Annotated in this window: 32 protein-coding genes; 11 read left to right on the top strand and 21 right to left on the bottom strand. The window is 36.6% G+C overall.

Features of this window, described 5'->3' with window-relative positions; all coding sequences use genetic code 11:
* Nucleotides 1-5: 5 nt before the first annotated feature.
* The 5 genes from M3226_RS20105 to M3226_RS20085 all read right to left on the bottom strand — a co-directional run bounded on the left by M3226_RS20105 (nt 6) and on the right by M3226_RS20085 (nt 3,497).
* A complete protein-coding gene (locus M3226_RS20105) occupies nt 6-728 on the bottom strand; it encodes a class I SAM-dependent methyltransferase (protein ID WP_251568812.1) in 723 nt (240 codons plus the stop codon).
* Nucleotides 729-816: 88 nt separating this feature from the next.
* The gene (locus M3226_RS20100; protein ID WP_251568810.1) at nt 817-1,110 is read right to left on the bottom strand and encodes an antibiotic biosynthesis monooxygenase family protein; all 294 of its coding nucleotides are present in this window, start codon (nt 1,108-1,110) and stop codon (nt 817-819) included.
* A 141-nt stretch (nt 1,111-1,251) separates the two neighbouring features.
* Nucleotides 1,252-1,680, bottom strand: a complete 429-nt coding sequence (locus tag M3226_RS20095; RefSeq protein ID WP_251568912.1) for an FMN-binding negative transcriptional regulator — start codon at nt 1,678-1,680, stop codon at nt 1,252-1,254.
* A 699-nt stretch (nt 1,681-2,379) separates the two neighbouring features.
* Entirely contained in the window at nt 2,380-2,586 is a 207-nt protein-coding gene (locus tag M3226_RS20090) for a capping complex subunit for YIEGIA (protein WP_251568798.1), read from the bottom strand.
* 2 nt (nt 2,587-2,588) lie between these two features.
* The gene (locus M3226_RS20085; protein WP_251568796.1) at nt 2,589-3,497 is read right to left on the bottom strand and encodes a YIEGIA family protein; all 909 of its coding nucleotides are present in this window, start codon (nt 3,495-3,497) and stop codon (nt 2,589-2,591) included.
* Between the two features lie 371 nt (nt 3,498-3,868).
* Between M3226_RS20085 and M3226_RS20080 the strand changes: the two genes are divergently transcribed.
* Nucleotides 3,869-4,387, top strand: coding sequence for a DoxX family protein (locus tag M3226_RS20080; protein ID WP_251568783.1), 519 nt, complete (start codon nt 3,869-3,871; stop codon nt 4,385-4,387).
* A gap of 59 nt (nt 4,388-4,446) precedes the next feature.
* Here M3226_RS20080 and M3226_RS20075 read toward each other — a convergent pair whose 3' ends face one another.
* Both M3226_RS20075 and M3226_RS20070 read right to left on the bottom strand, forming a co-directional pair.
* Nucleotides 4,447-4,947, bottom strand: coding sequence for a hypothetical protein (locus M3226_RS20075; protein WP_251568781.1), 501 nt, complete (start codon nt 4,945-4,947; stop codon nt 4,447-4,449).
* Nucleotides 4,947-5,477 carry a hypothetical protein gene (locus tag M3226_RS20070; RefSeq protein WP_251568773.1) on the bottom strand — a complete coding sequence of 177 codons (531 nt, stop codon included), beginning with the start codon at nt 5,475-5,477 and terminating at the stop codon, nt 4,947-4,949. Before M3226_RS20070 ends, M3226_RS20075 begins: the two co-directional genes overlap by 1 nt.
* Nucleotides 5,478-5,567: 90 nt before the next feature.
* Here M3226_RS20070 and M3226_RS20065 point away from each other — a divergent pair, with 90 nt between their 5' ends.
* Nucleotides 5,568-6,446: a processed acidic surface protein gene (locus M3226_RS20065; protein WP_251568772.1), complete on the top strand. Its 879-nt coding sequence runs from the start codon at nt 5,568-5,570 to the stop codon at nt 6,444-6,446.
* A gap of 151 nt (nt 6,447-6,597) precedes the next feature.
* Here the strand turns inward: M3226_RS20065 and M3226_RS32280 are convergent, their stop codons facing one another.
* The gene (locus M3226_RS32280) at nt 6,598-6,729 is read right to left on the bottom strand and encodes a hypothetical protein (protein ID WP_285857922.1); all 132 of its coding nucleotides are present in this window, start codon (nt 6,727-6,729) and stop codon (nt 6,598-6,600) included.
* A 229-nt stretch (nt 6,730-6,958) separates the two neighbouring features.
* Here M3226_RS32280 and M3226_RS20060 point away from each other — a divergent pair, with 229 nt between their 5' ends.
* Nucleotides 6,959-8,350 carry an amino acid permease gene (locus M3226_RS20060; protein ID WP_251568765.1) on the top strand — a complete coding sequence of 464 codons (1,392 nt, stop codon included), beginning with the start codon at nt 6,959-6,961 and terminating at the stop codon, nt 8,348-8,350.
* A 67-nt stretch (nt 8,351-8,417) separates the two neighbouring features.
* On the opposite strand, the gene M3226_RS20055 is transcribed toward M3226_RS20060, so the two are convergent.
* The 6 genes from M3226_RS20055 to M3226_RS20030 form a co-directional block, all read right to left on the bottom strand.
* Nucleotides 8,418-9,434 (bottom strand): tripartite tricarboxylate transporter substrate binding protein, encoded by a 1,017-nt coding sequence (locus M3226_RS20055; RefSeq protein WP_251568761.1) that lies wholly within the window; start codon nt 9,432-9,434, stop codon nt 8,418-8,420.
* Between the two features lie 15 nt (nt 9,435-9,449).
* A complete protein-coding gene (locus M3226_RS20050) occupies nt 9,450-10,964 on the bottom strand; it encodes a tripartite tricarboxylate transporter permease (RefSeq protein WP_251568760.1) in 1,515 nt (504 codons plus the stop codon).
* A gap of 19 nt (nt 10,965-10,983) precedes the next feature.
* The gene (locus M3226_RS20045; protein WP_251568759.1) at nt 10,984-11,448 is read right to left on the bottom strand and encodes a tripartite tricarboxylate transporter TctB family protein; all 465 of its coding nucleotides are present in this window, start codon (nt 11,446-11,448) and stop codon (nt 10,984-10,986) included.
* Between the two features lie 343 nt (nt 11,449-11,791).
* Nucleotides 11,792-12,910: a glutamate 5-kinase gene (proB, locus tag M3226_RS20040; protein WP_251568758.1), complete on the bottom strand. Its 1,119-nt coding sequence runs from the start codon at nt 12,908-12,910 to the stop codon at nt 11,792-11,794.
* 10 nt (nt 12,911-12,920) lie between these two features.
* Entirely contained in the window at nt 12,921-13,763 is an 843-nt protein-coding gene (proC, locus tag M3226_RS20035) for a pyrroline-5-carboxylate reductase (RefSeq protein ID WP_251568752.1), read from the bottom strand.
* Nucleotides 13,764-13,778: 15 nt separating this feature from the next.
* On the bottom strand, nt 13,779-13,988 hold the full coding sequence (locus M3226_RS20030) for a Fur-regulated basic protein FbpA (RefSeq protein WP_285857921.1): 210 nt from the start codon (nt 13,986-13,988) through the stop codon (nt 13,779-13,781).
* 338 nt (nt 13,989-14,326) lie between these two features.
* Here M3226_RS20030 and M3226_RS20025 point away from each other — a divergent pair, with 338 nt between their 5' ends.
* The gene (locus M3226_RS20025; protein ID WP_251568739.1) at nt 14,327-14,887 is read left to right on the top strand and encodes a DUF421 domain-containing protein; all 561 of its coding nucleotides are present in this window, start codon (nt 14,327-14,329) and stop codon (nt 14,885-14,887) included.
* A 119-nt stretch (nt 14,888-15,006) separates the two neighbouring features.
* On the opposite strand, the gene M3226_RS20020 is transcribed toward M3226_RS20025, so the two are convergent.
* Nucleotides 15,007-16,104 carry a GerAB/ArcD/ProY family transporter gene (locus M3226_RS20020; RefSeq protein ID WP_251568737.1) on the bottom strand — a complete coding sequence of 366 codons (1,098 nt, stop codon included), beginning with the start codon at nt 16,102-16,104 and terminating at the stop codon, nt 15,007-15,009.
* Nucleotides 16,105-16,293: 189 nt separating this feature from the next.
* Here M3226_RS20020 and M3226_RS20015 point away from each other — a divergent pair, with 189 nt between their 5' ends.
* Nucleotides 16,294-16,440, top strand: coding sequence for a hypothetical protein (locus M3226_RS20015; RefSeq protein ID WP_251568735.1), 147 nt, complete (start codon nt 16,294-16,296; stop codon nt 16,438-16,440).
* Between the two features lie 200 nt (nt 16,441-16,640).
* On the opposite strand, the gene M3226_RS20010 is transcribed toward M3226_RS20015, so the two are convergent.
* Nucleotides 16,641-17,147, bottom strand: a complete 507-nt coding sequence (locus tag M3226_RS20010; protein WP_251568733.1) for a CBO0543 family protein — start codon at nt 17,145-17,147, stop codon at nt 16,641-16,643.
* A gap of 254 nt (nt 17,148-17,401) precedes the next feature.
* Here M3226_RS20010 and M3226_RS20005 point away from each other — a divergent pair, with 254 nt between their 5' ends.
* Nucleotides 17,402-18,406 (top strand): DUF3231 family protein, encoded by a 1,005-nt coding sequence (locus M3226_RS20005; RefSeq protein WP_251568725.1) that lies wholly within the window; start codon nt 17,402-17,404, stop codon nt 18,404-18,406.
* Nucleotides 18,407-18,484: 78 nt separating this feature from the next.
* Here M3226_RS20005 and M3226_RS20000 read toward each other — a convergent pair whose 3' ends face one another.
* Both M3226_RS20000 and M3226_RS19995 read right to left on the bottom strand, forming a co-directional pair.
* Nucleotides 18,485-19,033, bottom strand: a complete 549-nt coding sequence (locus M3226_RS20000) for a Gmad2 immunoglobulin-like domain-containing protein (protein WP_251568718.1) — start codon at nt 19,031-19,033, stop codon at nt 18,485-18,487.
* Nucleotides 19,034-19,159: 126 nt separating this feature from the next.
* Nucleotides 19,160-19,672 (bottom strand): DUF3189 family protein, encoded by a 513-nt coding sequence (locus tag M3226_RS19995; protein ID WP_251568716.1) that lies wholly within the window; start codon nt 19,670-19,672, stop codon nt 19,160-19,162.
* A 351-nt stretch (nt 19,673-20,023) separates the two neighbouring features.
* Between M3226_RS19995 and M3226_RS19990 the strand changes: the two genes are divergently transcribed.
* Together M3226_RS19990 and M3226_RS19985 are read left to right on the top strand one after the other, a co-directional pair.
* A complete protein-coding gene (locus tag M3226_RS19990) occupies nt 20,024-20,308 on the top strand; it encodes a hypothetical protein (RefSeq protein ID WP_251568714.1) in 285 nt (94 codons plus the stop codon).
* A 57-nt stretch (nt 20,309-20,365) separates the two neighbouring features.
* Nucleotides 20,366-20,719 (top strand): hypothetical protein, encoded by a 354-nt coding sequence (locus M3226_RS19985; protein WP_251568712.1) that lies wholly within the window; start codon nt 20,366-20,368, stop codon nt 20,717-20,719.
* A 68-nt stretch (nt 20,720-20,787) separates the two neighbouring features.
* Here the strand turns inward: M3226_RS19985 and M3226_RS19980 are convergent, their stop codons facing one another.
* A complete protein-coding gene (locus M3226_RS19980) occupies nt 20,788-21,024 on the bottom strand; it encodes a hypothetical protein (RefSeq protein WP_251568710.1) in 237 nt (78 codons plus the stop codon).
* Between the two features lie 286 nt (nt 21,025-21,310).
* Here M3226_RS19980 and M3226_RS19975 point away from each other — a divergent pair, with 286 nt between their 5' ends.
* On the top strand, nt 21,311-22,180 hold the full coding sequence (locus M3226_RS19975) for a cation diffusion facilitator family transporter (protein WP_251568703.1): 870 nt from the start codon (nt 21,311-21,313) through the stop codon (nt 22,178-22,180).
* A 181-nt stretch (nt 22,181-22,361) separates the two neighbouring features.
* On the opposite strand, the gene M3226_RS19970 is transcribed toward M3226_RS19975, so the two are convergent.
* Both M3226_RS19970 and M3226_RS19965 read right to left on the bottom strand, forming a co-directional pair.
* Nucleotides 22,362-22,736, bottom strand: coding sequence for a hypothetical protein (locus tag M3226_RS19970; RefSeq protein ID WP_251568701.1), 375 nt, complete (start codon nt 22,734-22,736; stop codon nt 22,362-22,364).
* Nucleotides 22,733-24,235: an FTR1 family iron permease gene (locus M3226_RS19965; RefSeq protein ID WP_251568693.1), complete on the bottom strand. Its 1,503-nt coding sequence runs from the start codon at nt 24,233-24,235 to the stop codon at nt 22,733-22,735. Before M3226_RS19965 ends, M3226_RS19970 begins: the two co-directional genes overlap by 4 nt.
* Nucleotides 24,236-24,628: 393 nt before the next feature.
* Here M3226_RS19965 and M3226_RS19960 point away from each other — a divergent pair, with 393 nt between their 5' ends.
* Both M3226_RS19960 and M3226_RS19955 read left to right on the top strand, forming a co-directional pair.
* Complete coding sequence (locus tag M3226_RS19960; protein WP_251568685.1) at nt 24,629-24,856, top strand: DUF1858 domain-containing protein; 228 nt, start codon at nt 24,629-24,631, stop codon at nt 24,854-24,856.
* 13 nt (nt 24,857-24,869) lie between these two features.
* The gene (locus M3226_RS19955) at nt 24,870-26,099 is read left to right on the top strand and encodes a DUF438 domain-containing protein (protein WP_251568683.1); all 1,230 of its coding nucleotides are present in this window, start codon (nt 24,870-24,872) and stop codon (nt 26,097-26,099) included.
* Nucleotides 26,100-26,120: the final 21 nt, after the last annotated feature.

Here is a 26,120-nt window from a genome sequence, read left to right as displayed (position 1 = left end):
TCAATTTATAAAAAGATTCTATTTCCGGCTTTTTTAATGGTTAACATCGAGTTAGCATTTTTTTGAAATTCATAGGGTACCTTTACTTCATCAACAACGCAGCCTTGAATAGTTAGATATTCTATCACTTTATCTAAATGTTCATAACGTTTACCTTCCAAATCCACTAACGGGAATATCCGAATTTCCTCTTTAGTCACTCGCAATAACTCATCTAGCGTTTTTAGATGAAATTTATATTCTAACCGGTCTGCGTACATAAATAGAAAATGTGCAGATAATAATAAATCAAATTCTTCATCTTTAAACGGTAAAGAAGGTAATGTTACTGGCACGTAGCTTACACTGGATTTCTTCATATGGTTTGTACAATCTTTTAGTGCGGATAAACGATGTTTCTTAAGGTCTTCCACATCTTTGAAGTAATTCCAAATATAATTTCTCTTCGATCTTTCCATCTGCTCCATTGCATGTTCAATGTCCCTAAGGCCCTTATTTTTCAAGTCATCACCGGGATAATAATAGGCGATGTCAGCAGCTGTTACATTCAGTCCGCATTTGCTCCCAACTGCTGTAAAAGAACAGGCCCCTGCTGGACAATCCAATATTTTCTTACCCTTAAGTTCCTCATTTGAAAGAGAAAACATATCTATATACTCTTCAAATGTTCGTCCGATAAAGACGATTCGTTCCAACTCTAATTTCATACTCTGCTCAGCTCGACTCAACCTAACTCACCTCGTTAAAAGAATTAGGTTGATTTTAACACAAAACGTTGGAAATATTAACCTATTATCTTATGAATCTGCACTGAGATTAAAGTCGGATTTGATCAAAATGTTCAACGGTTGGGAATGGATCATAGAAATGATGTAATAGTTTTTTCCATTCTTGATATTCTTTTGACTCCCGAAATCCTACTGTATGATCTGCTAACGTTTCCCATTTAACCAAAAGTAAGTACTTGCCCTGAACTTCTATACAACGCTGTAATTCGTGAGATATGTATCCCTTCATTGAAGAAATAATTTCCGATGCCTGGCGAAATGCTTTTTCAAAGTCCTCTTCCAGTCCGGTTTTAACCTGAAGCATGGCGGCCTCTAATATCATGTAATCTCCTCCTAATTAATCAACCATTTTTAGTCTTTAAGTTATCTTCCATTAGATTTGCTATTTTAGCAGAATCATATTGATTCATGGTTCTTAAACCTTTTATTACATTTTGTTGTCTTTCAGGAGAGTGATTTTGATTTACTTCCACTTTCCTTCAAATTTGTTTATGGTGATTTCAAAACCAACTATGCCGTGCATTAAGCCGTCAATGAATTTATCTTTTAATGAAACAGTCCATGGTTTAGACATGGATCTTTCATAAAAAGCAACAGTCTTTTCCATAAAGTTGATTTCAACTATGCCATAGACATGGACAGCTGTATAATTCCAAGTTGGTACTGTATGCTCCTCCTTATACCAAGTTGGTGATATATAGGCATGCGGTCCAGAGAATACTATAAGAACTTCTTTATGGTTTAGGTTCTTCCAGTGAGAGTTTGGTTTTGCCATATGCCCTAGTAATATGTCAGGTTCGCCTATTTTTTCATTTAATACAAGCGGTAAATGTGTTGCGAATGGACCGTCTTCTTCTTGTGAAAAGAGTATTCCAATACTGTTATTTTTAATAAAATCATATAATTTAGTTTTATCGTTAACCTCGAATGCTTTTGGTATATAAACTGATTTTCACCTAGTTCATATTTTTAAAGTTATTATACTATTAATAGATTGATAATGGAACGAAGGATATGTATATGAACAGATTTCATAGTTTCTCCAAGAATTTTTGTACTCCTGTGTGGTTCATGCGGTATGTGTTTATGGTCGCTTGCTGGATTTTGTCCTCATAGAAGCTTCATGCGGACAAAGTTTGAGGTTTGGCGCTGATTCTTGTCCTCATGAAGCGGTCATGCGGACAAAGTTTGAGGTTTGGCGCTGATTCTTGTCCTCATGAAGCGGTCATGCGGACAAAGTTTGAGGTTTGGCGCTGATTCTTGTCCTCATGAAGCATTCATGCGGACAAAGTTTGAGGTTTGGCGCTGATTCTTGTCCTCATGAAGCATTCATGCGGACAAAGTTTATGGTATACCGCTGGATTTTGTCCTCATGAAGCATTCATGCGGACAAAGTTTATGGTATACCGCTGGATTTTGTCCTCATGAAGCGGTCATGCGGAAAATGTTTGTGGTTTATTGCTTGATGTTGTCCACATAGAGCATTCATAAAGAAAGTTCCCATGGTTCGTCTGGTTTGTCTGCACTACATTATTATTCATAATAAAGCCCCTATCTTAAATACTCCAAGATAAAGGCCTTAACGCATTTCTTATCCTCTTATAACCAAATAATCGCCCGACGTCATCTTCACCACATCTGCCTTCAGCGCCTTAGCAATGTCAGCTGTCATTGTTTTTTGCTCTTCTTCATCACTAGCCAACAGGGTCAGTTGTTTCCCCCCCAAGATTCGATCCTTATTCAACGTCACAAGAGCGAGGATATCATAATTCACTTTGGTACCAGCTTCGCGTCCCACCGTTATTCCCTCCCCACCATATTCGATTTCATGACAGCAGGACTTTTCTTACTGCTTTCAAGCAGCGGTGTTTTCTTTACTACTTCAATTAACCCATCAATATCATTTATAATCGGCACTAAAGCGATGACCACTCGGCCATCATTAAAATCTCGCCGGGTAAAATGATATCGCTTTACACCTAAAGTTTTTGTCGCTTCAAATAGTGCTGCCTGCCTTTGGCCAAAGTTCTCAAGGGTGACACGAAAATGCTCTTGCTTAGGATAGATGACCACAGCTCTACCTTCCTCTTGAAACAACTGAGATGCATTTTCTGTGCCTAGCAAGTTAGAAACGTAGATTCCGTCCACAAAAAGTTCATGATTCTTGACTTCGATTTTTCCTTCTTTTACATCAGAAATATCACCGATGGTTTTTCCCTTTGAAAAACGTTTCAATACATAAATTAGAATAAAACCAACAATGGCCCCGGAAATAATATTGATTAGGCTCGATTTACTATCGACAAGTTGAATAGTAATAGCGCAGCCTAAAGCTACAAGCAGGGAAAAGTAATTTCTGGACTCAAAGGTTTTTGAAATCCCATCAATATAAGCGTCGCCACGATAGGCAAATTCGGTGTTTTCTAAGTCTTTTAAACTTTCCCTTTCAGATTTTCTCACATCTCTAAATTGCTGGATGGCTAAGGTTAAAAATGTCACCGCAATAAAGTTTTTCGTCATTAATGCGGGGATCGCGACAGCTCCTAAAGCTGCTGCAACAAAACCTAATACTAAATGGATTAAATAACCATTAGGATAACTTGGATATTGCCTAAAATCTTCTTTAATTGTGATTATACGTGCCAATGTCCCAATAATTAGAGACGTTACAATCAGAATGACCTGATCCCTTTCTAACGGACCACCCAATGCATATTCCCCCCCAATTTGCTGTTTTTTATTATTGTTGGGAGATTTTCGAAATAATATTAATAAACAAAGGAAATTTTTGTGAAACTATTATTCCACAGTTCTAGAAGCCACTTCTACAATCATTTATAAAATGAATGAAAACATCTGACAAAAACTTTTAGGGATATATAAAGTGATTATTAGGAAACAGGCTAACCCTCTTTTTTACAATTGGCCTCTTCTGGTTTGCACAAAGGCTTCGTTCAAATTTCCGTCAAAACATTTTTAACAAATTGTGAATTTATTCACATATATATGTTATATACCTTCAAAAGGTATATATTATAACCATAAAGAACAAAAACAAATGAAGAAGGGCGGAATCATTTATGTTTAACAAATTTTTAAGAGAGAATAAAATTGCAGCTGTCATCCTAACTGTTTTACGCTTATATCTTGGTTACTCTTGGATCACAGCAGGAATTGGAAAATTAACTAGCGGCGGATTTGATGCTTCTGGATTCTTAAAAGGAGCGATAGCAAATCCAGTAAAAGGTCCAGACGGCGCTGTCGTATTTGGCTGGTATGTTGACTTCTTAAAGCACATTGCTCTTCCAAACGTTGACATTTTCAACGTCATTGTACCTGTTGGAGAAACTTTAATTGGTTTAGGCTTAATCTTAGGATGCTTAACAACTACTGCCATGTTCTTTGGTCTAGTGATGAACTTCACTTTCTTCCTAGCAGGAACGGTATCTCATAACCCTAGAGACATTTTCTTAGGCTTCATTATCCTAACAGCAGGCTACAACGCTGGTAGAATTGGTTTAGACAGATGGGTTGTACCTTTCTTCAGAAAAATCGCTAAAAAAGAAACTGGCCACGTTACACATAAAGTCAGCGCATAACTGCTTTAAACATAAGAGCTGCCAATGGCAGCTCTATTTTTCTCTGTTCCAGTTAAGGATTAGTTTTTCACTAGAATTTGTTCCCTTTTCTTTACTTGGTCAATAAAAGCACCTGTAGCAGTTTGTACGATTAGAAAAATAGGAAACGAATAGGCTAAATGATAGCCTTTTTGAAGTGTAATAATATCAAGCCAGGTGAACAGCCACTGAGCAGCTACTCCGATTATGGCCCAAGCCACTGTGTAATAAATAAATGTCTTTTTATGTATGCGAAAGGTTTCATAGAAATAAAAAAAGAAAAATCCAAAAGGTCCAAAGTCTAGATAATAAAAAACATCAAACACTTCATAATGATTTGAGTCATTGATTCTATAGTAGTCAAGTAATCCTCCACCGATGGTGAAATCAAATAAAATCCCTATCGTTATTCCCCAAAGTAAACCCAGTTTTCTAATTTGTGGGTTAACTCTTCTATGAAATAGCAAATAGGCCATATAGGCAACTGCCAAAATGATCAAAAGAGAAATTTCATTTTTATCAAAACTCTCCCACATTCTCATCAGCTAATCGCCTCACTTTGTTTAGACCCTCGATAAAATTTCAAAGTAATAAAGGCAAAAATATGAAGTAAAACAACGTAGATAAAATCGTTCAAAATACTCCATTTTTCCCGATGGGTTATCTCAAAAGTAGATCCCAATCTTGCTAAGATAACTAGTACTAAAATGGAACAAACTGTAATGAGTACGGATCTGCCGGTGGAATTAATGCTCTTTATTAAATTAAGTGCAATAATGATGACAAATGGAATGTTAATACTTCTGTTAAGCATAAAAGCAGTATAGTTTATAGGCCGAGTCGAAAGTTCAATTAGGTTTAACTCCGCAGATGTAATCCATGAAAAATTTATGCTAATGATAAGAATCAGCAAGATAATAAATGAATTCTCAATAAAAGATAAACCCTTTCTCATGAATGTAAAGATAACGATGATAAGCCAAGACACAAAGAAATAAAAAGCAAACCCCATGGGAGCACACACTCCAAATTTTTTACTCATAGTATTTTCTTTCGAAGTAGTTTTATTCATATTTTTTCATCCTATAGGTAAAAATTTTCATTCTTAATATCTTAATTACAGGGAAAAATACTATTGCATCGCAGATAAAGGAGGTAATCAATGATCTATATAAAAGCCTTGTTGGTGTGCTTGCTTTCATTCCCCTTCCTGTTTCATTTACCAGCAGCAAAAGCTGCTCCTCCTGAAAACGAAATAAATCAATATTTAACCGAACTCGGGTGGACAAAACAGGAATTACTGGATTACTTAGCCTATTATGAAATCCCTTTAGATGATTTCAGCACAGTAGAAGATTTAAAAATGATTATGGGTACCCCAATTAACTCGAAAAATTTACAGGAGTTATTAACGAACTATGATTTAACAGAAAAAGAACTTAACGATTTGTTGGATCATTTCGGAGACTCCTTGAATGAATATAAGTTTATCGAGGATTTAGATGCGTCGCTTGACTTTTATGTGAACCATGATACTTATATGGCCGACGTTGAAACGGAGCTTGCAAGGTTAGGCATTACAGAGGAAGAGACAGAGAAATTCTTTAATTATTTGTCTCTTGTCGAGGAGAACAACAAGAACCAATTAGACCAGATGTCAATTCTGGATTCACAAATGGAAAAATTTTATGATGTGGCAGATACATCTGAACTTTCCGATGCAGAATTGAATGAGTTGGTAGAAATTTTGAACCAAACCATTAATTTATATGAGATTAATGTTAAATTTAGCATTAATAACAAAAATGTAACCTTAAAAGATCTTCTTAAAATGAAGGAAGCTCCCAGCAATTTATTTGCCAGTATTTACAGCAAATCCGGAGAGCTATTAATTGATTTTACTGTCCCATCAGATTTCTTTGATACTGGATATGTTTTAGACGAAGGGGAAGAAATGCTTCATGTCGGCGAACTTTCAGATGAATACGTTGACCACATGCACAATGAAAAGTATGAGAATGCAGATAAAGATATGAAATAATTCTTGGCCAGGCTCATTCCAGCAGGAAGAAGCTTGGCTAGGAATTTTTAATTGGTTGATCTGTTATCCCCATACAAAAAAACGGCCAAAATGACCGTTCTCCCTAGTTTTTCATATGATGGAATGTTAATAATTTGAATCACTCAAACTATTAAAACCACAGTCTTTTATGATAATCATATTCTGAAGTATCGATACTTTCTTCCCTTTCAGTTTTCGGAGTACACTTTTCACATGGTTCTTCAGACTTGTTATGTTCACATTGTTCGATTAAAAGTTCCATTGGTTGTATCCCCTCTCCTATTAGCTACTTTTATTATAATGGAAGCGTTTACAAATGTCTTGTGGTTTTTACTGGAAATAATAGTTTACGATTACATTCTGTTTACAAAATTATTAGTTTTAAGATATTGTTGTATAAATACTTTTTGGAGAACATAGGGTGATTTAAACCCAAAACCTCTTTCTGCAAACTAGGTTGTTACTTTCGAAAGAGAAATAAGGAGGCAACTATGAATCCTTTTTTAAGGAAAAAGTCAATTGATGAACTACAAAATGAAAGTACTGAGAACTCCGGTCTTAAGCGCGTACTAGGACTCTGGCAACTTACGGCGATTGGTTTAGGTGGTATAATCGGAGTTGGGATTTTCGTGCTTACCGGGGTAGCTGCTGCTGAGCATGCGGGACCTGCTGTTATTTTATCATTTATGATCGCTGGTCTGGCCAGTGCTGCCGCTGCTTTATGTTATGCAGAGTTTGCCGGCTTAATCCCGGTCGCAGGCAGTGCCTATACGTATAGTTATGCGGTATTAGGAGAAGGAGCCGCCTGGCTGATTGGCTGGGATTTGCTTCTCGAGTATACCTTAGTCATTGCCGTTGTGGCGATAGGCTGGTCAGGGTATATGCAAGAAATCCTGACTCAGATTGGCATTCATTTGCCAGTGTGGGCACAGGGTGCACCAGGGACTGGTGCTGGTCATAGAATTGACTTGATTTCCATGATCATCAGTTTGGCCATTGCCGGACTACTTACGCTTGGGATGGAATGGGGCGCACGATTTAATAATCTAATGGTTATTATTAAATTAAGTATTGTACTTGTTGTAATCGTGGTTGGTGCATTCTATTTAGAACCCGCTAACTGGCATCCCTTTATGCCGTTTGGCTTTCACGGTGTCATGGGGGGTGCTGCCCTAGTCTTCTTTGCTGTATTCGGCTATGATACACTAACGACCGCGGCAGAGGAATCCAAAAATCCGCAGCGTGACTTACCAAGAGCGGTCGTTTTTTCATTAGGTATTGCACTTTGCTTATATATCGGCATGTCCCTTGTGATTACGGGAATGGCTCACTATGATACTCTTAATAATGCTGCACCCATTGCAAAAGCATTTAGTCATGTTGGCTTGCATTGGATTACGTTTATTATCTCTGTAGCTGCAATTGCCGGTATATTATCTGTATTATTTTCATTTATGCTCGCGGGATCACGGATATGGTTCTCGATGAGCCGTGACGGGTTGCTGCCAAAATGGTTTGCAAAAGTTCATACAAAGTATAAAACACCATATCGTCCAACATTAATTATTGGTGCAATTTCTGCACTGGTTTCAGGATTGACTCCGATTAGTGAAGTGGCGGAACTGGTTAACATCGGCACTTTGTCTGCCTTTATTCTTATTTGTTCATCCATTATGGTGTTGCGGAAAAAACGTCCAGAACTCGAAAGAAAATTTCGCACTCCATTTGTACCGGTTATCCCTCTGATTGGGATTGGATTTTCAATCTATCTGATTATTAGTCTACCACCGATTACCTGGATCCGCTTTGTAATATGGATGGTAATTGGACTCGTAATCTACTTGTTCTATGGAAGACGGAAGAGTAAGTTAACGAATGAATGAGATTAGTTGAGAGCAAAGGGGACGGTTTTCATGCTTGTGAAGCATGAGAACCGTCCCCTTGTTCCCTTTATTTCCGTATCCCTGTCTTTTCAGCCAATTCCGTATACCTCTCCGTTTCTTCCTTCACCGCTTTCGTAAAATCTTTTGAATTTAGATAGGAAGGATCCAATTTAATTTTCTCTAACTCTTTCATAAACTTCTCGTTTTTTTCCATTTTCGCAACCGCTTGATCCCACTTTTTCACAATTTCATCTGGTGTTCCAGCTGCAAACGATAATCCAGTCCACCATTTCACTGTTAATCCTTTAAAGCCTTCCTCCTCCACTGTCGGAACATCCGGGAAAAGTGGACTGCGTTCGGAAGATTGAACGGCAAGAATTTTAATTTTTCCAGACTCTGCAAGGGAATATAATTCTCCTACTGTGTGAACTGCCAAAATAACATGACCACCAGCGACCTTTGCGGTGGAGTCACTAGCCCCTTCAGAAGATACCATACTCGTTTTCGTATAATCCACATCGATGGCATCAAGCCATTCAGCAACCCCAAAAGCGGAGAAACCTGCTGGTCCGACGCTGGCCCATGTTAGTTTTTCTGGATTTTTCTTGACCCAGTCTGTAAACTCTTTAAAACTATTCCAAGGCGCATCGGCTTTTACAGCATATGCCAGTGTACCTTCCGCCACCCGGGAAATAAATAGATTATCTTTTGCGGTTAAAGTTGGATTGGAATTTCCTGCTTCATACATCGTTGTTGAGGAATTATTATTCACTAACACGGTATAACCATCCGCCTTTGCTTCCTTTAAGGCGTACTGTGCTCCTATAATCCCCCCGCCGCCCGGTTTGTTTGTAACAACCACAGATTCCCCCCATTCTTTGCTCAAATATTCAGCAACGGCTCTCGCAGCTAAATCCACACCGCCCCCTGCTGCAAAGGGAACAACCAATTCGATTTGCCTTGTCGGATAGGAATCCGCCGTTTTTCCGCCCGAGCTGGTTCTGTTATTGTTAGATGAACACCCTGTCAAAACTACCATTAACAGTAATAGTGTTGAAAGTATTCCTGAAAAATTCTTCTTCATCGTCATTCCTCCCATCTAAAATTCCATCTTTTCCCCCGTCTCCTGAAGAATCCGCTTTTTCGTACGTCTCATTAAAAATATCGAGAAGATGAGAAATATCCCCGCCAATATAAGTAACGTTAATGAAATCGGCCTTTGGAAAAAGATCAACAAATTGCCTGAAGATATTTCTAACGATTGGATAAAGGAACTTTCCATTTTCGGACCAAGCACTAAACATAAAACAAACGGGATAATGGGCCATTGAAATTTATGGAATAGATATCCCAATATTCCAAAAACGATAGAGACGATGACATCAAACATACTGTTTCGAACAGAATAAGCTCCTAATACACTTACCATTAAAATTACAGGTCCTAATATTCCAAATGGCACTTCTGTCAGCTTAGCCCATAACCCAATCAACGGTAGATTCAATATTAGTAGAATCACATTGCCAACAAACATACTCGCAATCACCGTCCACACCAGCTGGCTGTTTTGTTCAAAGAGAACTGGACCTGGAGTTAAACCGTAAATCATTAATGCTGCTAACAAAATGGCAAGAGGCGGTGATGCCGGGATCCCTAGTGCCAATAAAGGGATAAATCCCCCTGAGCTTGTGGCATTATTGGCTGATTCCGGTCCCGCCACCCCTTCAATGGCTCCCTTGCCAAATTTTCTCGGATTTTTAGACACCTTTTTTTCCAAGTCATACGAAAGGAAAGAAGTAATCGTTGCTGAAACACCAGGTAATATTCCTAGAAAAAACCCTAATAAACTACCTCTAATAATAGGAAAGAAACTCTTTTTCATATCTTCCTTATTTGGATAAGCATTTTTAATTTTTGCATGTTTGATACTCACCCGTTTCTCCTCGAGACCTTTTAAAACTTCAGTGATGGCAAATAGTCCGATAATCACGCTAATCATTTCAAATCCGCCAGTCAAAGCATTAAACCCAAAATTAAATCTTGGCAAACCGCTTGAAACCCCAATCCCAACCAAGGAAATTAAAAAACCAAACAATCCCATTATGATGGATTTTGTAAAGGAATACCCAGTTAGATTAAATAAAATAAACAAAGCAATGAGCATTAGCGTAAAGTACTCTGGCGGTCCGAACTTTAGCGCTTGATCTGCGAGAATAGGCGCAAATAAAACAAGACCAATTAATCCAATGATTCCGGCAATAAAGGAGCCAATGGCGGCCACACCGAGGGCAGCCCCGCCTTTTCCCATTTTAGCCAATGGGTACCCATCCAATGTGGTGGGTACGGAGGAGGCCTCTCCAGGAATATTCATTAAAATGGCCGTAGTTGATCCTCCATACATCGACCCATAATAAATTCCTGCCATCATCATAATTCCTTGTGCCGGCTCTAGGATCGTGGTCATTGGCAAGAGGATCGCAATCGCCGATGTCGGCCCAAGACCAGGGAGGACGCCAACAATGGTTCCTAGAACCGATCCCAATAGGACAATCAATAAATTGAAAGGGGTAAGGACTTCATTTAGTCCATGTAAAAGATACATGATGGATTCCATTTTTATGTTTCACCCCTTCTTAAAATGGTAATTGAATACCTGGAAATGGTGTTTTGAGAAGAACTATAAATAATAAGTACAAAACTGTTGTGAAGATTAGTGAAATAAATATTGAGAAGATCCACCGATAATTTCCAATGAGTTTTATGAGGAAGATGAACGCGAGCAGTGTACTGAAAAAGTAACCAATGAAATCAATGATAAGACAATAAATCAATAGGATCCCAATCGCGCCTAACATCATGTATGCGATTCTTCCTTTAGGCAGGGTCTGTTCATTCTCTTCTTTTTTATTTCTTTTAAAAATTAGGGTTACCCCTGATATGACAAGAAGAACACCTATTAGCCCAGGAAAAGTGTGGTCCCCAGTGAGAATTTTATTGCTGTAAGGATATAGCCTTAGCGATTCATAGATGGACAGAGCGCCGAGAATAATGGCTGTAACCCCGCCTATATTGTCAGGTGATAGATGCCTTATTCGCAATGGAAGCCCCCCTCCTTCGTTACAGCTTTTTACATCATTACAATAAAATAAATTACTTAAATATTGTGCTCCTATAACCAATATATCCTCGTCTAACTAGTCCTTATGATGGTTAATTATATGGAAACGTAAAGCGGTCATTTTTCTACAAAGAAGGCCTTGCACGCTCTTGGAGCGAAACAAGGCCTACAGTTGACTGATCGGCAACTATATTTGATAGCTTTAGTTATCTCACTTGACCTATTTTAAAGTCGTTAATGTACTGTGGGCATAAAGCTTTTGAGTGGAGATCCTATTTTATTTATCGCTATCTTATCTCTGATAAAAGTCATCCAATCCCTCATTAAATATTAATTGGTGTAGAAACTCCCAGATGACAAACCAAATGATTACTATCGACCGCAGGTATTGACTCCTTTTCCGAGAGATCTTTAGGATCGGCTAATTGCTCGGAGGAATAGTTAATGATCCCAAGACCAATTTCCTTACCGTTTTGATGTAAAATTTTAACAACCTCACCCTTGTTAAAATGTCCTTTTACATCCTTAATATTAGCCAATTGTAAGCATCCCTTTTTCTCGACAATAACAACTTTTCCTGCTTCATCAACCATCACTTCTCCTCGCGGTCCTGAATGAAAGGCAATCCATTGTTTTTTGGAGTTTAGTCTAATGAATTTCTTGTTTGAAGTAAAATAGGTCCCTTTGGCTTTTTGCATCACAGCATCTCGTAAAATATTCGGTGTCCCTGCTTTTCCTAAAAACGCAGGAATTCCCGATGCCATCGCAATTTTAAAGGCGTCCATTTTAGATTTCATTCCACCGGTTCCAACTGCACTCCCAGAGTCACCTGCCGCCGCCTCTATACTAGGGGTAATTTCATGAACATGCTCTAATCGCTTGGTATGAAGATGTTTACGGGGATCACCATCATAAAGCCCATCTATGTCAGATAAAATAATGAGCATATCCGCATCGATTAGTGCGGCAACTTTAGCAGAAAGGGTATCATTATCACCAAAACGAATGCGATTGACAGTCACCGTGTCGTTCTCATTAATGATGGGGACGATTCCGTGGTCCAATAAAAGATTGATTGTATTTCTGGCATTGTTATAGCGATCTTCATTTAAAAAATCATCTCTAGTGATTAAAATTTGTGAAGCAACATAGCCGTGTGAGAGGAAATACTCTGAGTACACTTCCATCAACAAACTCTGACCAATCGAAGCAGATGCTTGTTTTTCCGGTAAGGTGTTCGGTTTTTCATTTAAGCCAAGTTTCCGGTAGCCAGCTGCTACGGCACCCGATGACACCAATAAAACCTCATGGCCTTCATCTTTTAACTGAACAATTTCTTCAACTAATTTTTCTAGCTTCCTACGGCTGATTTCCCCATGTCGGCTCGTAAGTGAGCTGCTCCCAATTTTTATGACAACTCGCTTTTTCGAGTCAATTGTCATCGAATCACTCCTATTTTTCACTAATCATTTCTTGGATTTGCCAACTTAATTCTTTTGAGCGTTGTTCGGCTCCCTTAATGGCTTGAAAAATAGCTTTGCCGCCTCCATGGACTTTTAAGGCTTCAAGGCCGGCTGCTGTTGTCCCGTTTGGTGAGGTTACCTTTTCCCGCAATTCTGCAGGTGTTTCATTTTGCTGCATCATCATTTTGGCAGCCCCTAAAATGGTCTGGACCCCAATTTGTCTTGCTGTCTTAGCATCAAGCCCGCCTTCTTTTCCTGCCCTTTCAATGTGTTCCATTAGGTAATAAACATAGGCGGGCCCACTTCCGGCAATCCCAGTAAAAATATCCATTTTCCCTTCATCCAATCGATAAATGGTTCCCATGCAGGCTAATAATTCTTCGGCCACCATTACAGAAGCTGTACTTGTATTTTTACCTGAGACAAAAGCTGTTGCGGATTCTCCAATCATGGAAGATGTATTGGGCATTACGCGAATGACTTGCTGACCCTCCAACAGGTGATCTTCTATGATTGACGTTGCTATCCCAGCCACGACCGAAATCACTAATTGATGTGGGTGTAACTCATTTTTTATCGACCGTAATGCTTCCATTATGTCCTTTGGCTTCATAGCTAGAATGATGATGTCTACTACCTTCAGATTTAAATCTCCTCTTTGATTTCCTCTTACTCCGTATGTCTTCTCTAATTCAGCTAATCTATCGGAATTATTACGGTTGGTAACAAGAATTTGATTAGGTGGAATTCTTTTAGATCTTATCATTCCAGAAATCATCGCCTCAGCCATGGAACCAGCACCAATTAATGCAATTCTCTGTTTGTTTAGCATCCAATCTCTCCTTTCTTATTTAACTATTAGTTTTTTATTGTCGGATATGCTTGCGTTATACTCCTGCTCTAATTCGGTTAACGTCCATTCATATAAATGTTTATTATTTTTCTTATATACACCGGATTGAATAAGCTTATTAATGAGAAATTGTCTTTTAGTTTGGACTGCTTTACGTAGTAAATTTTCCACTTGAAAGGACCTCCTGTGAAATACTTGTTTCATTTTGATTTGATTTTTTGCTGCATGAAGGAAGGTATGTAACTGGATGAGAAATTAGAAGTATGAAGTTTGTGGAACCCTTGGCTTAATTACGTTGCGTGGTCTAAACACACTTAAATTGCATGGCTTCCTTCCCTAAGATGCCATTATAAAGGAATAATTTTAAGAATTTGTCGATATAACGGTTAGTTACTGACTCTTAAAGGAAATGTTATCTTCTCTTAACAAAAGAAAAATAACTGTTTATTTTGAAAAAACAATCATTGTAAAAACGATGTTTGTACATTCTTAAATAATGTCAGATGATACTGGAAAACCTACATACAAAATGAGGTGGGTAAATGAATATAACATTTCTAGGGGAAGCGTTAGGTTTACTTTTTATAAGTACTCTATTACTTAGGATTGCCGGAAAAAAATCTATGGCTAAAATGACGAATTCCGAAGTCATTATAATCTTAGCAATCGGAACAACGATGGGACATGCGATAAAAGAACATAAATTCTGGCAAATTATAATTATTTTAACTTTTTTCATCCTTTACTTAATTTTGGTTCAATATGTTCAGATGAGGTTTAAAAAAATCCAACGATATTTAATCGGGAGTGCAACTGTCGTCATCCGTGATGGAGGAATTGTTGAAGATAACTTAAAAAAATTACGATTGACAACAGAACAGCTGGAGATGAAACTCCGTCAAAAAGGCATCGCTTATATAGCTAATATAAAAACCGCTACGATTGAATCTGATGGTGGATTAGGCTTTGAACTGATGGAACATGCTCAACCGATTACTCGTAAGGAGATTTCTGATCTTTTAAATGAAAAACGGGACGGAAATACTCAAGACAGAGGAGAGGAACAAAAAGACAATTTATTTAATAAAGTCCCCGGTATATAATCGTGTCGTTGTTCAGCCTGGAAAGGAACTGCCATTTTTTTAACTATACATCATCAGCGATTGATGATGAAAAAATATATTTAACAGTAAAAAATGGAGGGAAATTATCCCTCCGCTAATTACTTATCTCTTTTACTAAATCGAAAAAAAGCTATAATCAACAGTGCAATCGGAATAATAATTTGAAATGGTAAATGTAAAATGAATGGAATATACTTCATTCCTTCATTGATATGTTCCGAATAATTAGCTGCAATGGTAATAGAGCCAAATAAGATAATAACCCCTACCGGAAAAACCAACTTCCGATGATCTTCAATTTTAAAGATATCAGCAGCACCATATACCGCACAATAAAAAAAGATCGTAATTTTAAAAAAACCCCCTATGATTACATAAAGAATATAGAATACATCTAATCTTTCTAAAAAATTCGTAAAATGAATTTTACTAATGGTTGATAACAGTGGAAAAGTAGAACGTGTGAAATAATCTACTCCAAGAACAGAAATATTGACTACAGAAGTAATCACAATATTAATACCTGCTAATAGCATTCCACCTAGACACACCCATTTTGCTTTTTTTTGATTATTTAAAAACGGTAAAAGCATCGTAAAGGTAACCATTTCTCCAAATGGGAAATAAAGCGTCGTTTGCATGAAAGCTTTAATGACAGGCTCTACCCCATTTTCTAGAATCGGTTTGATGTTTTCTAAATGGATCAAATCAGAAAACATAATCACCAAAAAGCCCGCTAATGCAAACAAATAGATAAAGATAAAAAACAACTCGGAAACTCTTGCAAGAACCTCAAGTCCCTTATGAATCCCATAAATCATGGTTAATAACATTAGTGAATTGATGATAAACAATGGAGTATTCGTATAAATCGACGTTAGTAAAAGCTCACCAAAATCACGCAATATTCTTGTTGCTTGATACGTGAAATACAGGACATATAAAAATCCGATAAACCGTCCCACCCATTTTCCGACTAATATTTGAAGATAACTAGTCAGTGGGACATTAGGGAAGAATTTATAGAGACGAAAATATACTAAAAAAAGGACTAGACCCCCTGCTAATCCAAGCAGAATACTAATCCAAGCGTCCTGTTTCGCTTGTGATCCTGGAGCAAATAGAATAGCACTACCCATTTCAAACTGGACTACTAAGACAAACATTTGATAGGAATTAATTTTTATTTTTTCCATTAAAAAACTTCCTTTATTTAAAAGCTGCACGGTCTATTTTTCTTTTATGACAACTTCTTTATTTTCTCCAAAATCACAAGTTATTAATTACCTTAAATGTTAAACTTCTCGAAAAATGCTGGTCTGAATAATTATTAAATTTTCAAGTTATAATATGGGGGTGAAAATTGAAATAAGGGGGTTAATTTGATGAAGTCAAATAATAGGCAGCAAACTAATCAACAAAGAAGTAACGAAGAAGTTCAACAATCTAATCCGGAGCAGGTAAAAGAAATAACAGAAGCCCAAAGAGACGGGATCCGTTATGATTACACCGATTCCTCTGATTTTAAGTGATTGCAAATCGGAATATCATGTCAGATAACCTAGCAAGGTGCTTGAAATAGATCATACTTAAATACTACAATAAATTTGCCTAATACCTTTCTTTAAGGAAACTCCAGGGTTGTGCATCCGAGTTTCCTTTTTTTTATATTGATTTTGTTAAAACATAATGCTATCAAACAAAAACCATTCTAGATAAGTGGGATTTTTGGTTATTTAACAAACTTAAAAGGAATATCAAAGTAAATAATCAAGAAAAGGATAATTGGTATCGAGATGATGTAGGCTCTAAAGGGTCTATACTGATGCAGGGCAATGACGGAGAACATAACAATATCAAAATAAAAAGAATACCAAAATTTCCATCCATTCTGATAAGAGATTCTTCCAAACACCAGTAAGACCCACTCAATAAAAATATATATACCAGACCAAACCAATATGTAGAAAAACCGCCTAATCCAAGTTTTTGGGAAATGGGAGAGGAATAGTAAGATGCTAACGGGCATCGCAATAATCGCATAAACCAGGACAACCATTTCATGTCCATATAAAAAATCAGGATGAAACTTCCATAAAGTGTTTTCTTTAACAATATATTCGTACATTAAGCCGCCAGTTGAAACAAAAAACATACTTGCATGATACTTTCTCCAAGATTTCCAATCAGCCCACTTGAACGAAGCCAAAATGGTTAGAATGACAATAGCAACATGCATTTCCTACTACCCTCTTCACTGCTTTTAAAATAGTTTCCCTCTTTATCACGATAGCATTCTCCATTCATCACATTGATTTTAAAAAATATCAATTAATATTTAGTCCGTTTTTCATATTGAATAAAAAAATGGGAACATTAGTTAATATTACATAACAATTTGTGCTGGACTTAACTAATAACATATGTCGAGTAAATCAATCATTTAACCATTTCAATAAAAAGGAAAAATATATGAAAATGGAGGTAAAAGGTTTGGAGAATAAAAACCCTATAAGTGCCTCGGAAGTAGGAACACTATGGCTTACCTATCAAGAAAAAACAATGATCCTTAGAATCTTAGAATATTTTATGGCGAAGAGTGATGACCAAGAAGCAAGAAATCTCATGGGCGGCTTGTGGCAGGAATTACATTTCTTTGTTATTGAAATCGAATCTTTATTTGAAAAGGAAGGTATGGTCATTCCAATTGGTTTTAGAAATGAAGATGTAAACTTGGAAGCACCAAAACTATATGATAATGGATTTGACATTATGTTTCTTCGTATTCTGAAAGAAGTAAGTATGGGGTTATATTCGATAAATATGAATATGGCTTATCGAAAAGATGTAATGGGAATCTACGAAGGACTCACGACAGTCACTGATAAGATCTATAAATTAGCCACCGTTTATTTACTGAATAAAGGCATCTTGACCCTTCCTCCTAACATGACACTGCCAAAAACAACTCAGTTTGTCAAAAATGATAAATATCTGAAAGGGTTTAAGCCCTTTGGTGACAAAAGGTCGTTAAATGCTATTGAGTTAGGGATTATACATCACGGAATTGAAACAAATAACATTGGTATGCAACTGATTACTGGGTTTGCCCAATGTGCTGAAAACAAAAAGGTTAAAAAGTATTTTGTTAAGGGGTTAGAGCTTGCCAAAAAACAAATCCAAACATATGAAGAAATTTTATTAGAAGCAAATGTACATGTTTCTGCTACTTCCGGAAGTATTGTAACCACCTCAAAAGTTGCCCCTTTTTCTGAAAAACTGATGATGTATTGCATATGCCTGTTAAACGGATTTGGTCTTGTTGGGGGCAGCTTTGGGGCAATGTTTTGTCTTCGAAACGATATCACCATGAAAATGTCATTATTAGCAAAAGATGTCTATCTTTATGGTCATGAAGGGCTTGAATTAATGATGAATAATGGATGGTTTGAGGAACCTCCTCAGATGGAGGATCGGCCACGAATTATTAATAGTTAGTTGGATTCTATGTTAAACACAAAAAGTACCCGTAGCGGTCAGGTTGATATGACAGGTACTTTTTGTTTTTTTTGAAAATTAATTTGGTTTTGGAATGGGTATTTCTAAAGTGTTTTCTTTTGAACCATCTTTTGCCGAAAATATAAATAGTTCCAGTTTGACTTCATTTGAAGATACCAAATGTTTTTCAAAAGTGAGTTCAAATTCTCCCCATGCTGGTGCCCCGTCTGTTTGATATTTATTTTCAACCAATACGTTTTCCCCATCATAAAGTGCATATTGAAATACCCCTTCAAATACCTGTGCTTTTCCTTTAACCTCGATTTTATCCTCTGACTCTGTTACAACTACATCTTTAAACACATTGTTTTGATAGACTTTTTTCTCAGGCACAGGTGAAGTCGGTTGTACTTGGTCTGTTGTTCCCTCTTGAGCCGGCGTGGTTGGTTGATCTTGATCGGTTGTTCCACCTTCTGCAGGTGAAGTTGGCTGATCTTTGTTCACACTTTGATCGTGTGCTTGTGAGGTTGTTGAATCTTGATTGGTTGTTTCATCTTGTTGATGATTACATGCTGCTAAACCAAAAATAATAATTAGTCCGGCTAATAAATAAGCAATTTTTTTCAAATTAGTATCCCCCTTTTCTTAATTTTATTCACAAGTTCATTGAAGGATTATGTTTTATTGTTTTATTTTAATAAGAAAAATCCAATGAGAAGTTCATTGGACGACTAAAAAATATGTTGGTGCTGCTTACTTATACATTCCATTTTCTAAAATAATTACATTTTCATTAAAAGAGGTCCTGCCAATCTGTTTCGTGTTTTCAACCAATCGATAAATATTATCACAGCATTGCTTAGCACCGATCAATAACAACGGTACACCAATAAAGTCAATTTTCAAACCTCTCGAAAAAAATCCACCAAGCGACATCGGCAATGGAACAGCTGGCGATGTATGGGAGAAAATTATTTTTTCATTAAGATGATATTTTCCTTGTAGTAATAATGCCAGTTCTTTCATTGCTGGTACAGCCAGTTTGTCCCGTTTGCATCCAATGGTAAAAACGGAGTTGCCATCCTCATCATCCCCATGGTAAAGAAGTTTACCAAAATCCTGTCTTGTAAGTTTATTAAAATATTTTACATTCAATATTTCTTCGGAGGTTAATTTTCTTTCCGATTGAGGTAATTGTTTTAAATGATAAGCAGCAGCCAATGAGGTCGTATGTGTCCCAGCGTAATCATTATAAATATAAATCATAGGAATCATCCTTTAAGCCTTATATATATTTATTATGGGCATTTATACCATTTCTCATTCGACCGCCAGTGTCTCGTTATATAAGCCAAATCATTATGACATTCTTTAAAAAAATTAACACTTATTTCCTTGTATCATTAGTTCTCCATTTTATTTTCATTTTTTATCAGCATAATGGGTGTTTGTCCTCGGTAACTTGTCCATACCATAACACAAATATTGGAATAAGATGTTTGTAGAAAAAGGGAAAGGAGTTTAATTTTTAAGAGATATTCTTACAAACAGTAACTCGAAACTCTAGTGAAAAAATATGAAAGAAATTACAAAATGACAAGGAGAGAAAATATTAATATGGCAAATTCAGGTAGAAACCGCCGTAATAACACTAACACAAATGTAAATGTTGATGTAAATACTGATTTAGAAAATGATATTCGCAATCGTTCAGAATCAGAGGCAGAGGCAGACGTACGTAATACGGACAGAAATACAAATGTTGCTAGAGCTACAATCAATAACTCAGGAAATTCTCGTGTAGATATTACATTAAACAGCAGAAGCAATGCACGTGTAAGATCTGACCAGGAACAAGACAACGAGCAAGATCAAACTACTAATGTGGATATAGATTTCTAATTTAATAAATGAGGGTGGGATAAAGTGTTCCACCCTATATTAAGATAGGTGGAAAATATGGAAAGATATAAGGGTAAGAGCAAGTATAATCCTAGTTGGCTAAACTCAAGCCATAATACAAACTCTTCCGAAGCCCGTGCTTTTGAAGAAGAAAATATAAATATAAAAAGCGAAAACATAAACACGATTGGCCAAAGCGGTAATTCTGACGTAGATGTACATGTTGATGTATTTGTTGATACGACTCCTATAGCATTTGCCATCCTTACTTCTCTACTAGCGACTAAACAAATGTCTGAAGAAGAGTTTGATGAGGCGCTAAGACGTCTTCAAAAGCTTACTAAGGAAAGGGATTTTAATGTATCTTCATTTACTCCAAATAATGTATCAGATGTAAAATTCTTCACTTAAATAGGAAGAGTGGATTAAATTCCACTCTTCCTTTATAGGTTTATAAATTTTTATAGGTAATACTAAAACTATAAAGTAAAGGTACGTCCAGTGGCTAATCTGAATAGCGCAATAATTAGTGCAATACGAATCGCTAATCTTACACGACGTCCTCTTACTCTAGTTACTAGGATAAGGTGATCTGAACCGACATATTCCAAAGTCCCTGTAAAAGTTTCATTATTTGTAATAACTTCTACCTCTTCACCTACAAGCTCAGATGCAAATCTCACAAAGCTTTGATTACTCATTCTTTGATTACTCATTTTAATAGTCACCTCCTATCATAATGTATATAATGAAAATTTTTATAGGAATGATTGGACATTTGTGGGACAAGCAAGAAAAATTTTAATGGGCATACATTAAGACTATTTTTCTTATAGGAACTTACAAAATGGTTTTTGAATATACATTTTAATTCATCAAAAGTTTCCCCTACGAAACTTTTTTTCAGCCCTATTACTTAGTTAGCATGGCGACAAAAGGTTTCTCTAGACCCACTTGATATTTTGTTTCATAATGAAAAAGGATAAAAAGTGGGTGAGAAAAATGGATGAACAAGCATATTTGGATTTAAAACGCGGAGAACGGGGAGCAATAATTAGTATTATTGCTTATATCTGTTTGTCTGCCGTAAAATTAGTTGTTGGACTTATGGCAAATTCTGAGGCCTTAAAAGCGGATGGGTTAAACAATACCACTGATATCATTGCATCAATCGCAGTACTTGTGGGCTTAAAGTTATCCCAGCGTCCCGCTGATGATGACCATCCATATGGGCACTGGAAAGCTGAAACAATTGCCTCGATGGTGGCTTCATTTATTATGTTGGTTGTTGGAATACAGGTGACATATGAAGCGATTACTAGCATTTTTAATGGAATAAATGAAATTCCAGATTTGATTTCTGCATGGACAAGCCTCTTTTGTGCGGTGGTTATGTATTTTGTTTATCGTTATAACAAAAAATTGGCCAGTGAAGTACATAGTCAATCTGTTATGGCAGCGGCAAAAGATAATCTATCAGATGCCTGGGTCAGCGTAGGAACATTCATTGGAATTATTGGTACACAGTTTGGGCTGCCTTGGCTGGATCCCTTAACTGCTATAATAGTTGGTTTACTTATTTGTAAAACAGGCTGGGAGATTTTTAGAGATGCTTCTCATAATTTGACTGATGGGTTCGATGAAAAAATAATAGAATTATACAAAGAAACTATTATTAATTCCTATGGTGTAAAAGGTTTAAAAGATATAAAAGCGAGAAATTATGGTAACAACGTAGTGGTGGACATTGTCATATTAGTAAATTCTAATTTGGATATTCGAAGAGCTCATGATATTGCAACCGAGGTGGAACATAGATTAATGAAGGAACATAACGTTTATGATGTCCATGTCCATGTCGAACCAAATTAAAGATTATAATACAAAAGAGGCAGAAAATGCTGCCTCTTTTGTATTTCCGATCATTAGTTATCAGCTCTAAATATATTCCATCGACACTTTTTAAAAGGAAGATCATACCATGTGTGAGGGATTTAAATATACATCAAAAAAGAGACTTTTCAAAAAGTCCCTTTACGAGGTTTACGATAATTTACTTGGTTTTTTCGTCCAATTCTTTCAATGCATCAGTAAGTTGGTCGTTTAAGTTACCTAATGTTTCTTGATCCAACGTAGCTGCTTCTGAACCTGCAATAGTTGGGTCAAGATATTTTTCAATTTTCTCATATAAATCTTTGTTATCTTTCTTAACATCATCTTCAAAAGAAGACCATTGATCCTCTAATTGCGGTCCAACTTCTTTTACCTTCGCTTGATCGCCACTATCAATTGCTTTTGACAATTCTTCCGTTGTATCTAACATTTTATTTACTCCATTGGATACCTTACTATTTTCAGAACTACAACCCGCTAATATTAAGGATCCTCCAAGTCCGATTGCTAAAACCATAGATGTTATTTTTTTCATGATAACTGCCTACTTTCATGTGTTTTTTTGTTTATGGTAATAAGTTTTTTGTTTTTCAATCTTTTAGATAAAATAATGATAACAGCACCTACAACAAGAATTGCTTGTGGAATGGTGCTTTCCCATGAAGGATAGAGTGCAAAAAATCCTATACTTGGGATACTTGATGTATTCGTTGTTTGAATTAACCCTGCTAGCTGTAGACTGTGAATACCCATACCGGTAAACTTAATACAAAGGTAAAATACGATGATACTTGAAACCATAAAGAATGGGCGTAATGGTAATTTCAAGCCTACAAATACCATTAAATACGCTAAGATTCCTAATATCGCAGCACCAATAAGAAAGCCAATTAACAACGATTGAAGTTTTATTTGACTTGCCATTCCGATGTAAAATAAGACTGTTTCAGTTCCTTCACGAAATACTGCAAGAAAGGCTAATACTCCTAGAGAAACAAGTTTACCTGTGGTTAAAGCTGTTTGGCTTTTTTCTCGAATATATCGATTCCAATCAGCAATATTGGATTGACTATGCAGCCAATAGCTCATATAAAGTAACATGACAGCTGCAAAAACTCCTGTCCACCCACCAATAAGGGCATTATTATTACCAAAAGCGCCGGACGATATGACGAATTTAACTATGATTGCAAGGATTACACTAACTCCGAGTCCTGATAATACACCAGTCCAAATCCAGCCTATTCCCTTACCTTCTCCGGACTTTTTCACAAAGGACATAAGCGCAATCACGACTAGTAGTGCTTCTAAACCTTCCCGAATTAAAATCATGGCTGCATCCCAATAAGTATATTGAGATTTATTAGCCAGAGGAGTTAAATATTTAACCATGTTATCTATGACTCTATTAGCTTGGTCGTAATTTGGCGGATTATCAGAAAGCATGGCTTGAATGGTAACCAAATCTCTTTCCGAATCACTATATACCGCGGCTGATTGGGCAACGACAACCCCCTCAACGCTTAACCATCTATCACTAGCATTTTTTATTCCCTCAAGTGCTTCATTTTGATTTTGTTCCTTTATCTTCTTTTTGGTTTCTTGTAAAAGTAAGATAAAATCATCTAAAGATATGTCTTTTTTCTTATAACCTGCTTCTTTTGGATAGACTCCATTAGCAAATTTTTCGTTAACAGCTTTTAAATCCTGTAAAGCCACTAAAACTTGATCTGGTTTTTTTATAGTAAAGGAGTAAACGACCTTTCCCATATTTGATTCAATATCACGATAGGCTGTGGCCGAATCAGCTTTAATCCCTTCTTCAATTTGTCTCCAGGTTTTGTTAAATTGATCATAAGCCTTTTCTGCTCCCGAGAGGTCCCCTTTAGAAGCTAAATCGAGAGCTTGATCAACTGATACTTCAGCCTTTTTCATATCTTCCATTGTATTTCCCACTGCAAAAACGGGATTATGTACCCCTATTCCAAAGATTAGTAGAATGATAGATATGAAAAGGAATAATTTCTTTCCCATAGGGTCCCCCTTAATGTAAATGAATTTTAATTGATAATGAATTTCAGTTTCACCTATATATATATAATATTTCCTATGATAATGATTGTCAATTAGTGTTTTTATTAATTTGAAAATAGTATTTGGTCCCACCTCTAATCTACCTGGTGTACCGGATAGGTTAGTGCAGAATAATACATTTTCCATCCAATGTAATAAAAATATCCACTTTTTACGCTGTCCATTCTTAAAACAAACAGTAGACTGTCCAAAAAATAATATAGATATTTGGTTGTGGGACACACAAACTTAACATTTATGGATAAAATTGTGACTCGAATCACAATTTTAGAAGCTATCCTATGTTATATTCCTATTGAGAAAAGTTATCACCCACTTCAAGGAGTGAAAAGAATGCCAAAAATAATGAATATTCAACTACCCGTTTATCAATTATGTGCCGAGTATCCCGAAATCATCCCGATTATGAAGGAACTTGGTTTTGAGAATATAACGAATCCAAATATGCTAAAAACGGCCGGACGTGTTATGACATTGCCAAATGGCTGCCGGATGAAAGGAATACCCATAGAAAAAGTAATTGAGACCTTAGAAAAAAATGGATTTACAATCAACCAGTAGAGGAGAATAAATCATGAGTGAAATCATCAATAACCGTGAACAAGAAACCATTACCCAATCAGCGCGGCAAGCAGCCTTAAAGGAAATTATTAAAGATCTGCACAACGGCAAAAGTGTCGAGGAAGTAAAGGCTCGTTTTGAAGAAGCAGCAGGTAGCATTTCTGTGGCAGAGATATCTAAATTAGAACAAACACTAATGGAGGAAGAAGGAATTCCGGTCGCAGAAGTGCAGCGTCTATGCTCAGTTCATACAGCCATTTTTAAAGGTTCTATTGAGGAAATACATCGCACCGATAAGCCTGAAGAACAGCCTGGACACCCCATCCATACCTTTAAATTAGAGAATAAAGAGATTGATAGATTGGTAAACTTTAAACTCCAGCTCCATTTCGACCGTTTCGAAAAAGCAGACACTGAGGAAAACAAGTTTAAGTTACTAGAAGATTTAAATCTATTACTAGACATCGACAAACATTACAGCAGGAAAGAGAATTTACTCTTCCCTTATTTAGAAAAGTACGGAATTATGGGCCCTACTCAAGTGATGTGGGGAGTTGATGACGGAATCCGAGCCGCCATTAAAGAGGCAAAAGAGAAAATAACGAACTATGACGGTGATAAACAATCCGTAATAGAAGCCTTATATTTTGTCATCCGAGAAGTCAGTGAAATGATCTTTAAAGAGGAAAACATCTTATTTCCAATGGCATTGCAAACCTTAACCGAAGACGAATGGGTGAAAATTGCTCATGAGAGTGATGAAATTGGTTTTTGTCTAACTGAACCTGTGGGTGTATGGAAGCCTGAGCGAAAACAGATTGAAGAAAATGCATTAACCGAAGGATATATTCGGTTAGAAACAGGTATTTTATCACTAAAACAGTTAGAACTTATGCTAAACCATTTACCTGTTGATATTACCTTTATCGACCAAGATGATGTCGTTCGCTATTTCTCGCACGGAAAAGAAAGAATCTTTGCTCGTACCAAAGCGGTGATTGGCAGAACCGTACAAAACTGTCATCCACCAAAGAGTGTTCATGCCGTTGAACAATTATTACGAGAATTTAAAGCAGGTATCAAAGATTGCGAAGATTTCTATATTAAATTTAAAGATAAATACGTGTACATCCGCTATTTTGCTGTAAGAGATGAAGCTGGTGCATATGTGGGAACACTTGAATTCACGCAAAATATTAGCTCCATTCAGGAAATTCAAGGTGAAAAACGTATTCTCAACTAACTCAAACTAATACTCAATAAC

It is taken from the genome of Neobacillus cucumis, assembly GCF_023715505.1.
The sequence above is the reverse complement of the archived record's forward strand: the minus strand, read 5'-3'. Positions and strand labels throughout refer to the sequence as shown.

Excerpts from the sequence above, each read along its gene's own strand:
- M3226_RS20010 (WP_251568733.1), bottom strand. The coding sequence starts at position 17,147 with ATGCATGTTGCTATTGTCATTCTAACCATTTTGGCTTCGTTCAAGTGG.
- proB (WP_251568758.1), bottom strand. The coding sequence starts at position 12,910 with ATGACAATTGACTCGAAAAAGCGAGTTGTCATAAAAATTGGGAGCAGC.
- M3226_RS19985 (WP_251568712.1), top strand. The coding sequence starts at position 20,366 with ATGGAAAGATATAAGGGTAAGAGCAAGTATAATCCTAGTTGGCTAAAC.
- M3226_RS20100 (WP_251568810.1), bottom strand. The coding sequence starts at position 1,110 with ATGATATTAGAGGCCGCCATGCTTCAGGTTAAAACCGGACTGGAAGAG.
- M3226_RS20080 (WP_251568783.1), top strand. The coding sequence starts at position 3,869 with ATGTTTAACAAATTTTTAAGAGAGAATAAAATTGCAGCTGTCATCCTA.
- M3226_RS20065 (WP_251568772.1), top strand. The coding sequence starts at position 5,568 with ATGATCTATATAAAAGCCTTGTTGGTGTGCTTGCTTTCATTCCCCTTC.
- M3226_RS19965 (WP_251568693.1), bottom strand. The coding sequence starts at position 24,235 with ATGGGAAAGAAATTATTCCTTTTCATATCTATCATTCTACTAATCTTT.
- M3226_RS19995 (WP_251568716.1), bottom strand. The coding sequence starts at position 19,672 with ATGATTTATATTTATAATGATTACGCTGGGACACATACGACCTCATTG.
- M3226_RS19975 (WP_251568703.1), top strand. The coding sequence starts at position 21,311 with ATGGATGAACAAGCATATTTGGATTTAAAACGCGGAGAACGGGGAGCA.
- M3226_RS32280 (WP_285857922.1), bottom strand. The coding sequence starts at position 6,729 with ATGGAACTTTTAATCGAACAATGTGAACATAACAAGTCTGAAGAACCA.
- M3226_RS20055 (WP_251568761.1), bottom strand. The coding sequence starts at position 9,434 with ATGAAGAAGAATTTTTCAGGAATACTTTCAACACTATTACTGTTAATG.
- M3226_RS20060 (WP_251568765.1), top strand. The coding sequence starts at position 6,959 with ATGAATCCTTTTTTAAGGAAAAAGTCAATTGATGAACTACAAAATGAA.
- M3226_RS20070 (WP_251568773.1), bottom strand. The coding sequence starts at position 5,477 with ATGAATAAAACTACTTCGAAAGAAAATACTATGAGTAAAAAATTTGGA.
- M3226_RS19970 (WP_251568701.1), bottom strand. The coding sequence starts at position 22,736 with ATGAAAAAAATAACATCTATGGTTTTAGCAATCGGACTTGGAGGATCC.
- M3226_RS19980 (WP_251568710.1), bottom strand. The coding sequence starts at position 21,024 with ATGAGTAATCAAAGAATGAGTAATCAAAGCTTTGTGAGATTTGCATCT.
- M3226_RS20020 (WP_251568737.1), bottom strand. The coding sequence starts at position 16,104 with ATGGAAAAAATAAAAATTAATTCCTATCAAATGTTTGTCTTAGTAGTC.
- M3226_RS20025 (WP_251568739.1), top strand. The coding sequence starts at position 14,327 with ATGAATATAACATTTCTAGGGGAAGCGTTAGGTTTACTTTTTATAAGT.
- M3226_RS19990 (WP_251568714.1), top strand. The coding sequence starts at position 20,024 with ATGGCAAATTCAGGTAGAAACCGCCGTAATAACACTAACACAAATGTA.
- M3226_RS19955 (WP_251568683.1), top strand. The coding sequence starts at position 24,870 with ATGAGTGAAATCATCAATAACCGTGAACAAGAAACCATTACCCAATCA.
- M3226_RS20015 (WP_251568735.1), top strand. The coding sequence starts at position 16,294 with ATGAAGTCAAATAATAGGCAGCAAACTAATCAACAAAGAAGTAACGAA.
- M3226_RS20050 (WP_251568760.1), bottom strand. The coding sequence starts at position 10,964 with ATGGAATCCATCATGTATCTTTTACATGGACTAAATGAAGTCCTTACC.
- proC (WP_251568752.1), bottom strand. The coding sequence starts at position 13,763 with ATGCTAAACAAACAGAGAATTGCATTAATTGGTGCTGGTTCCATGGCT.
- M3226_RS19960 (WP_251568685.1), top strand. The coding sequence starts at position 24,629 with ATGCCAAAAATAATGAATATTCAACTACCCGTTTATCAATTATGTGCC.
- M3226_RS20030 (WP_285857921.1), bottom strand. The coding sequence starts at position 13,988 with ATGAAACAAGTATTTCACAGGAGGTCCTTTCAAGTGGAAAATTTACTA.
- M3226_RS20075 (WP_251568781.1), bottom strand. The coding sequence starts at position 4,947 with ATGAGAATGTGGGAGAGTTTTGATAAAAATGAAATTTCTCTTTTGATC.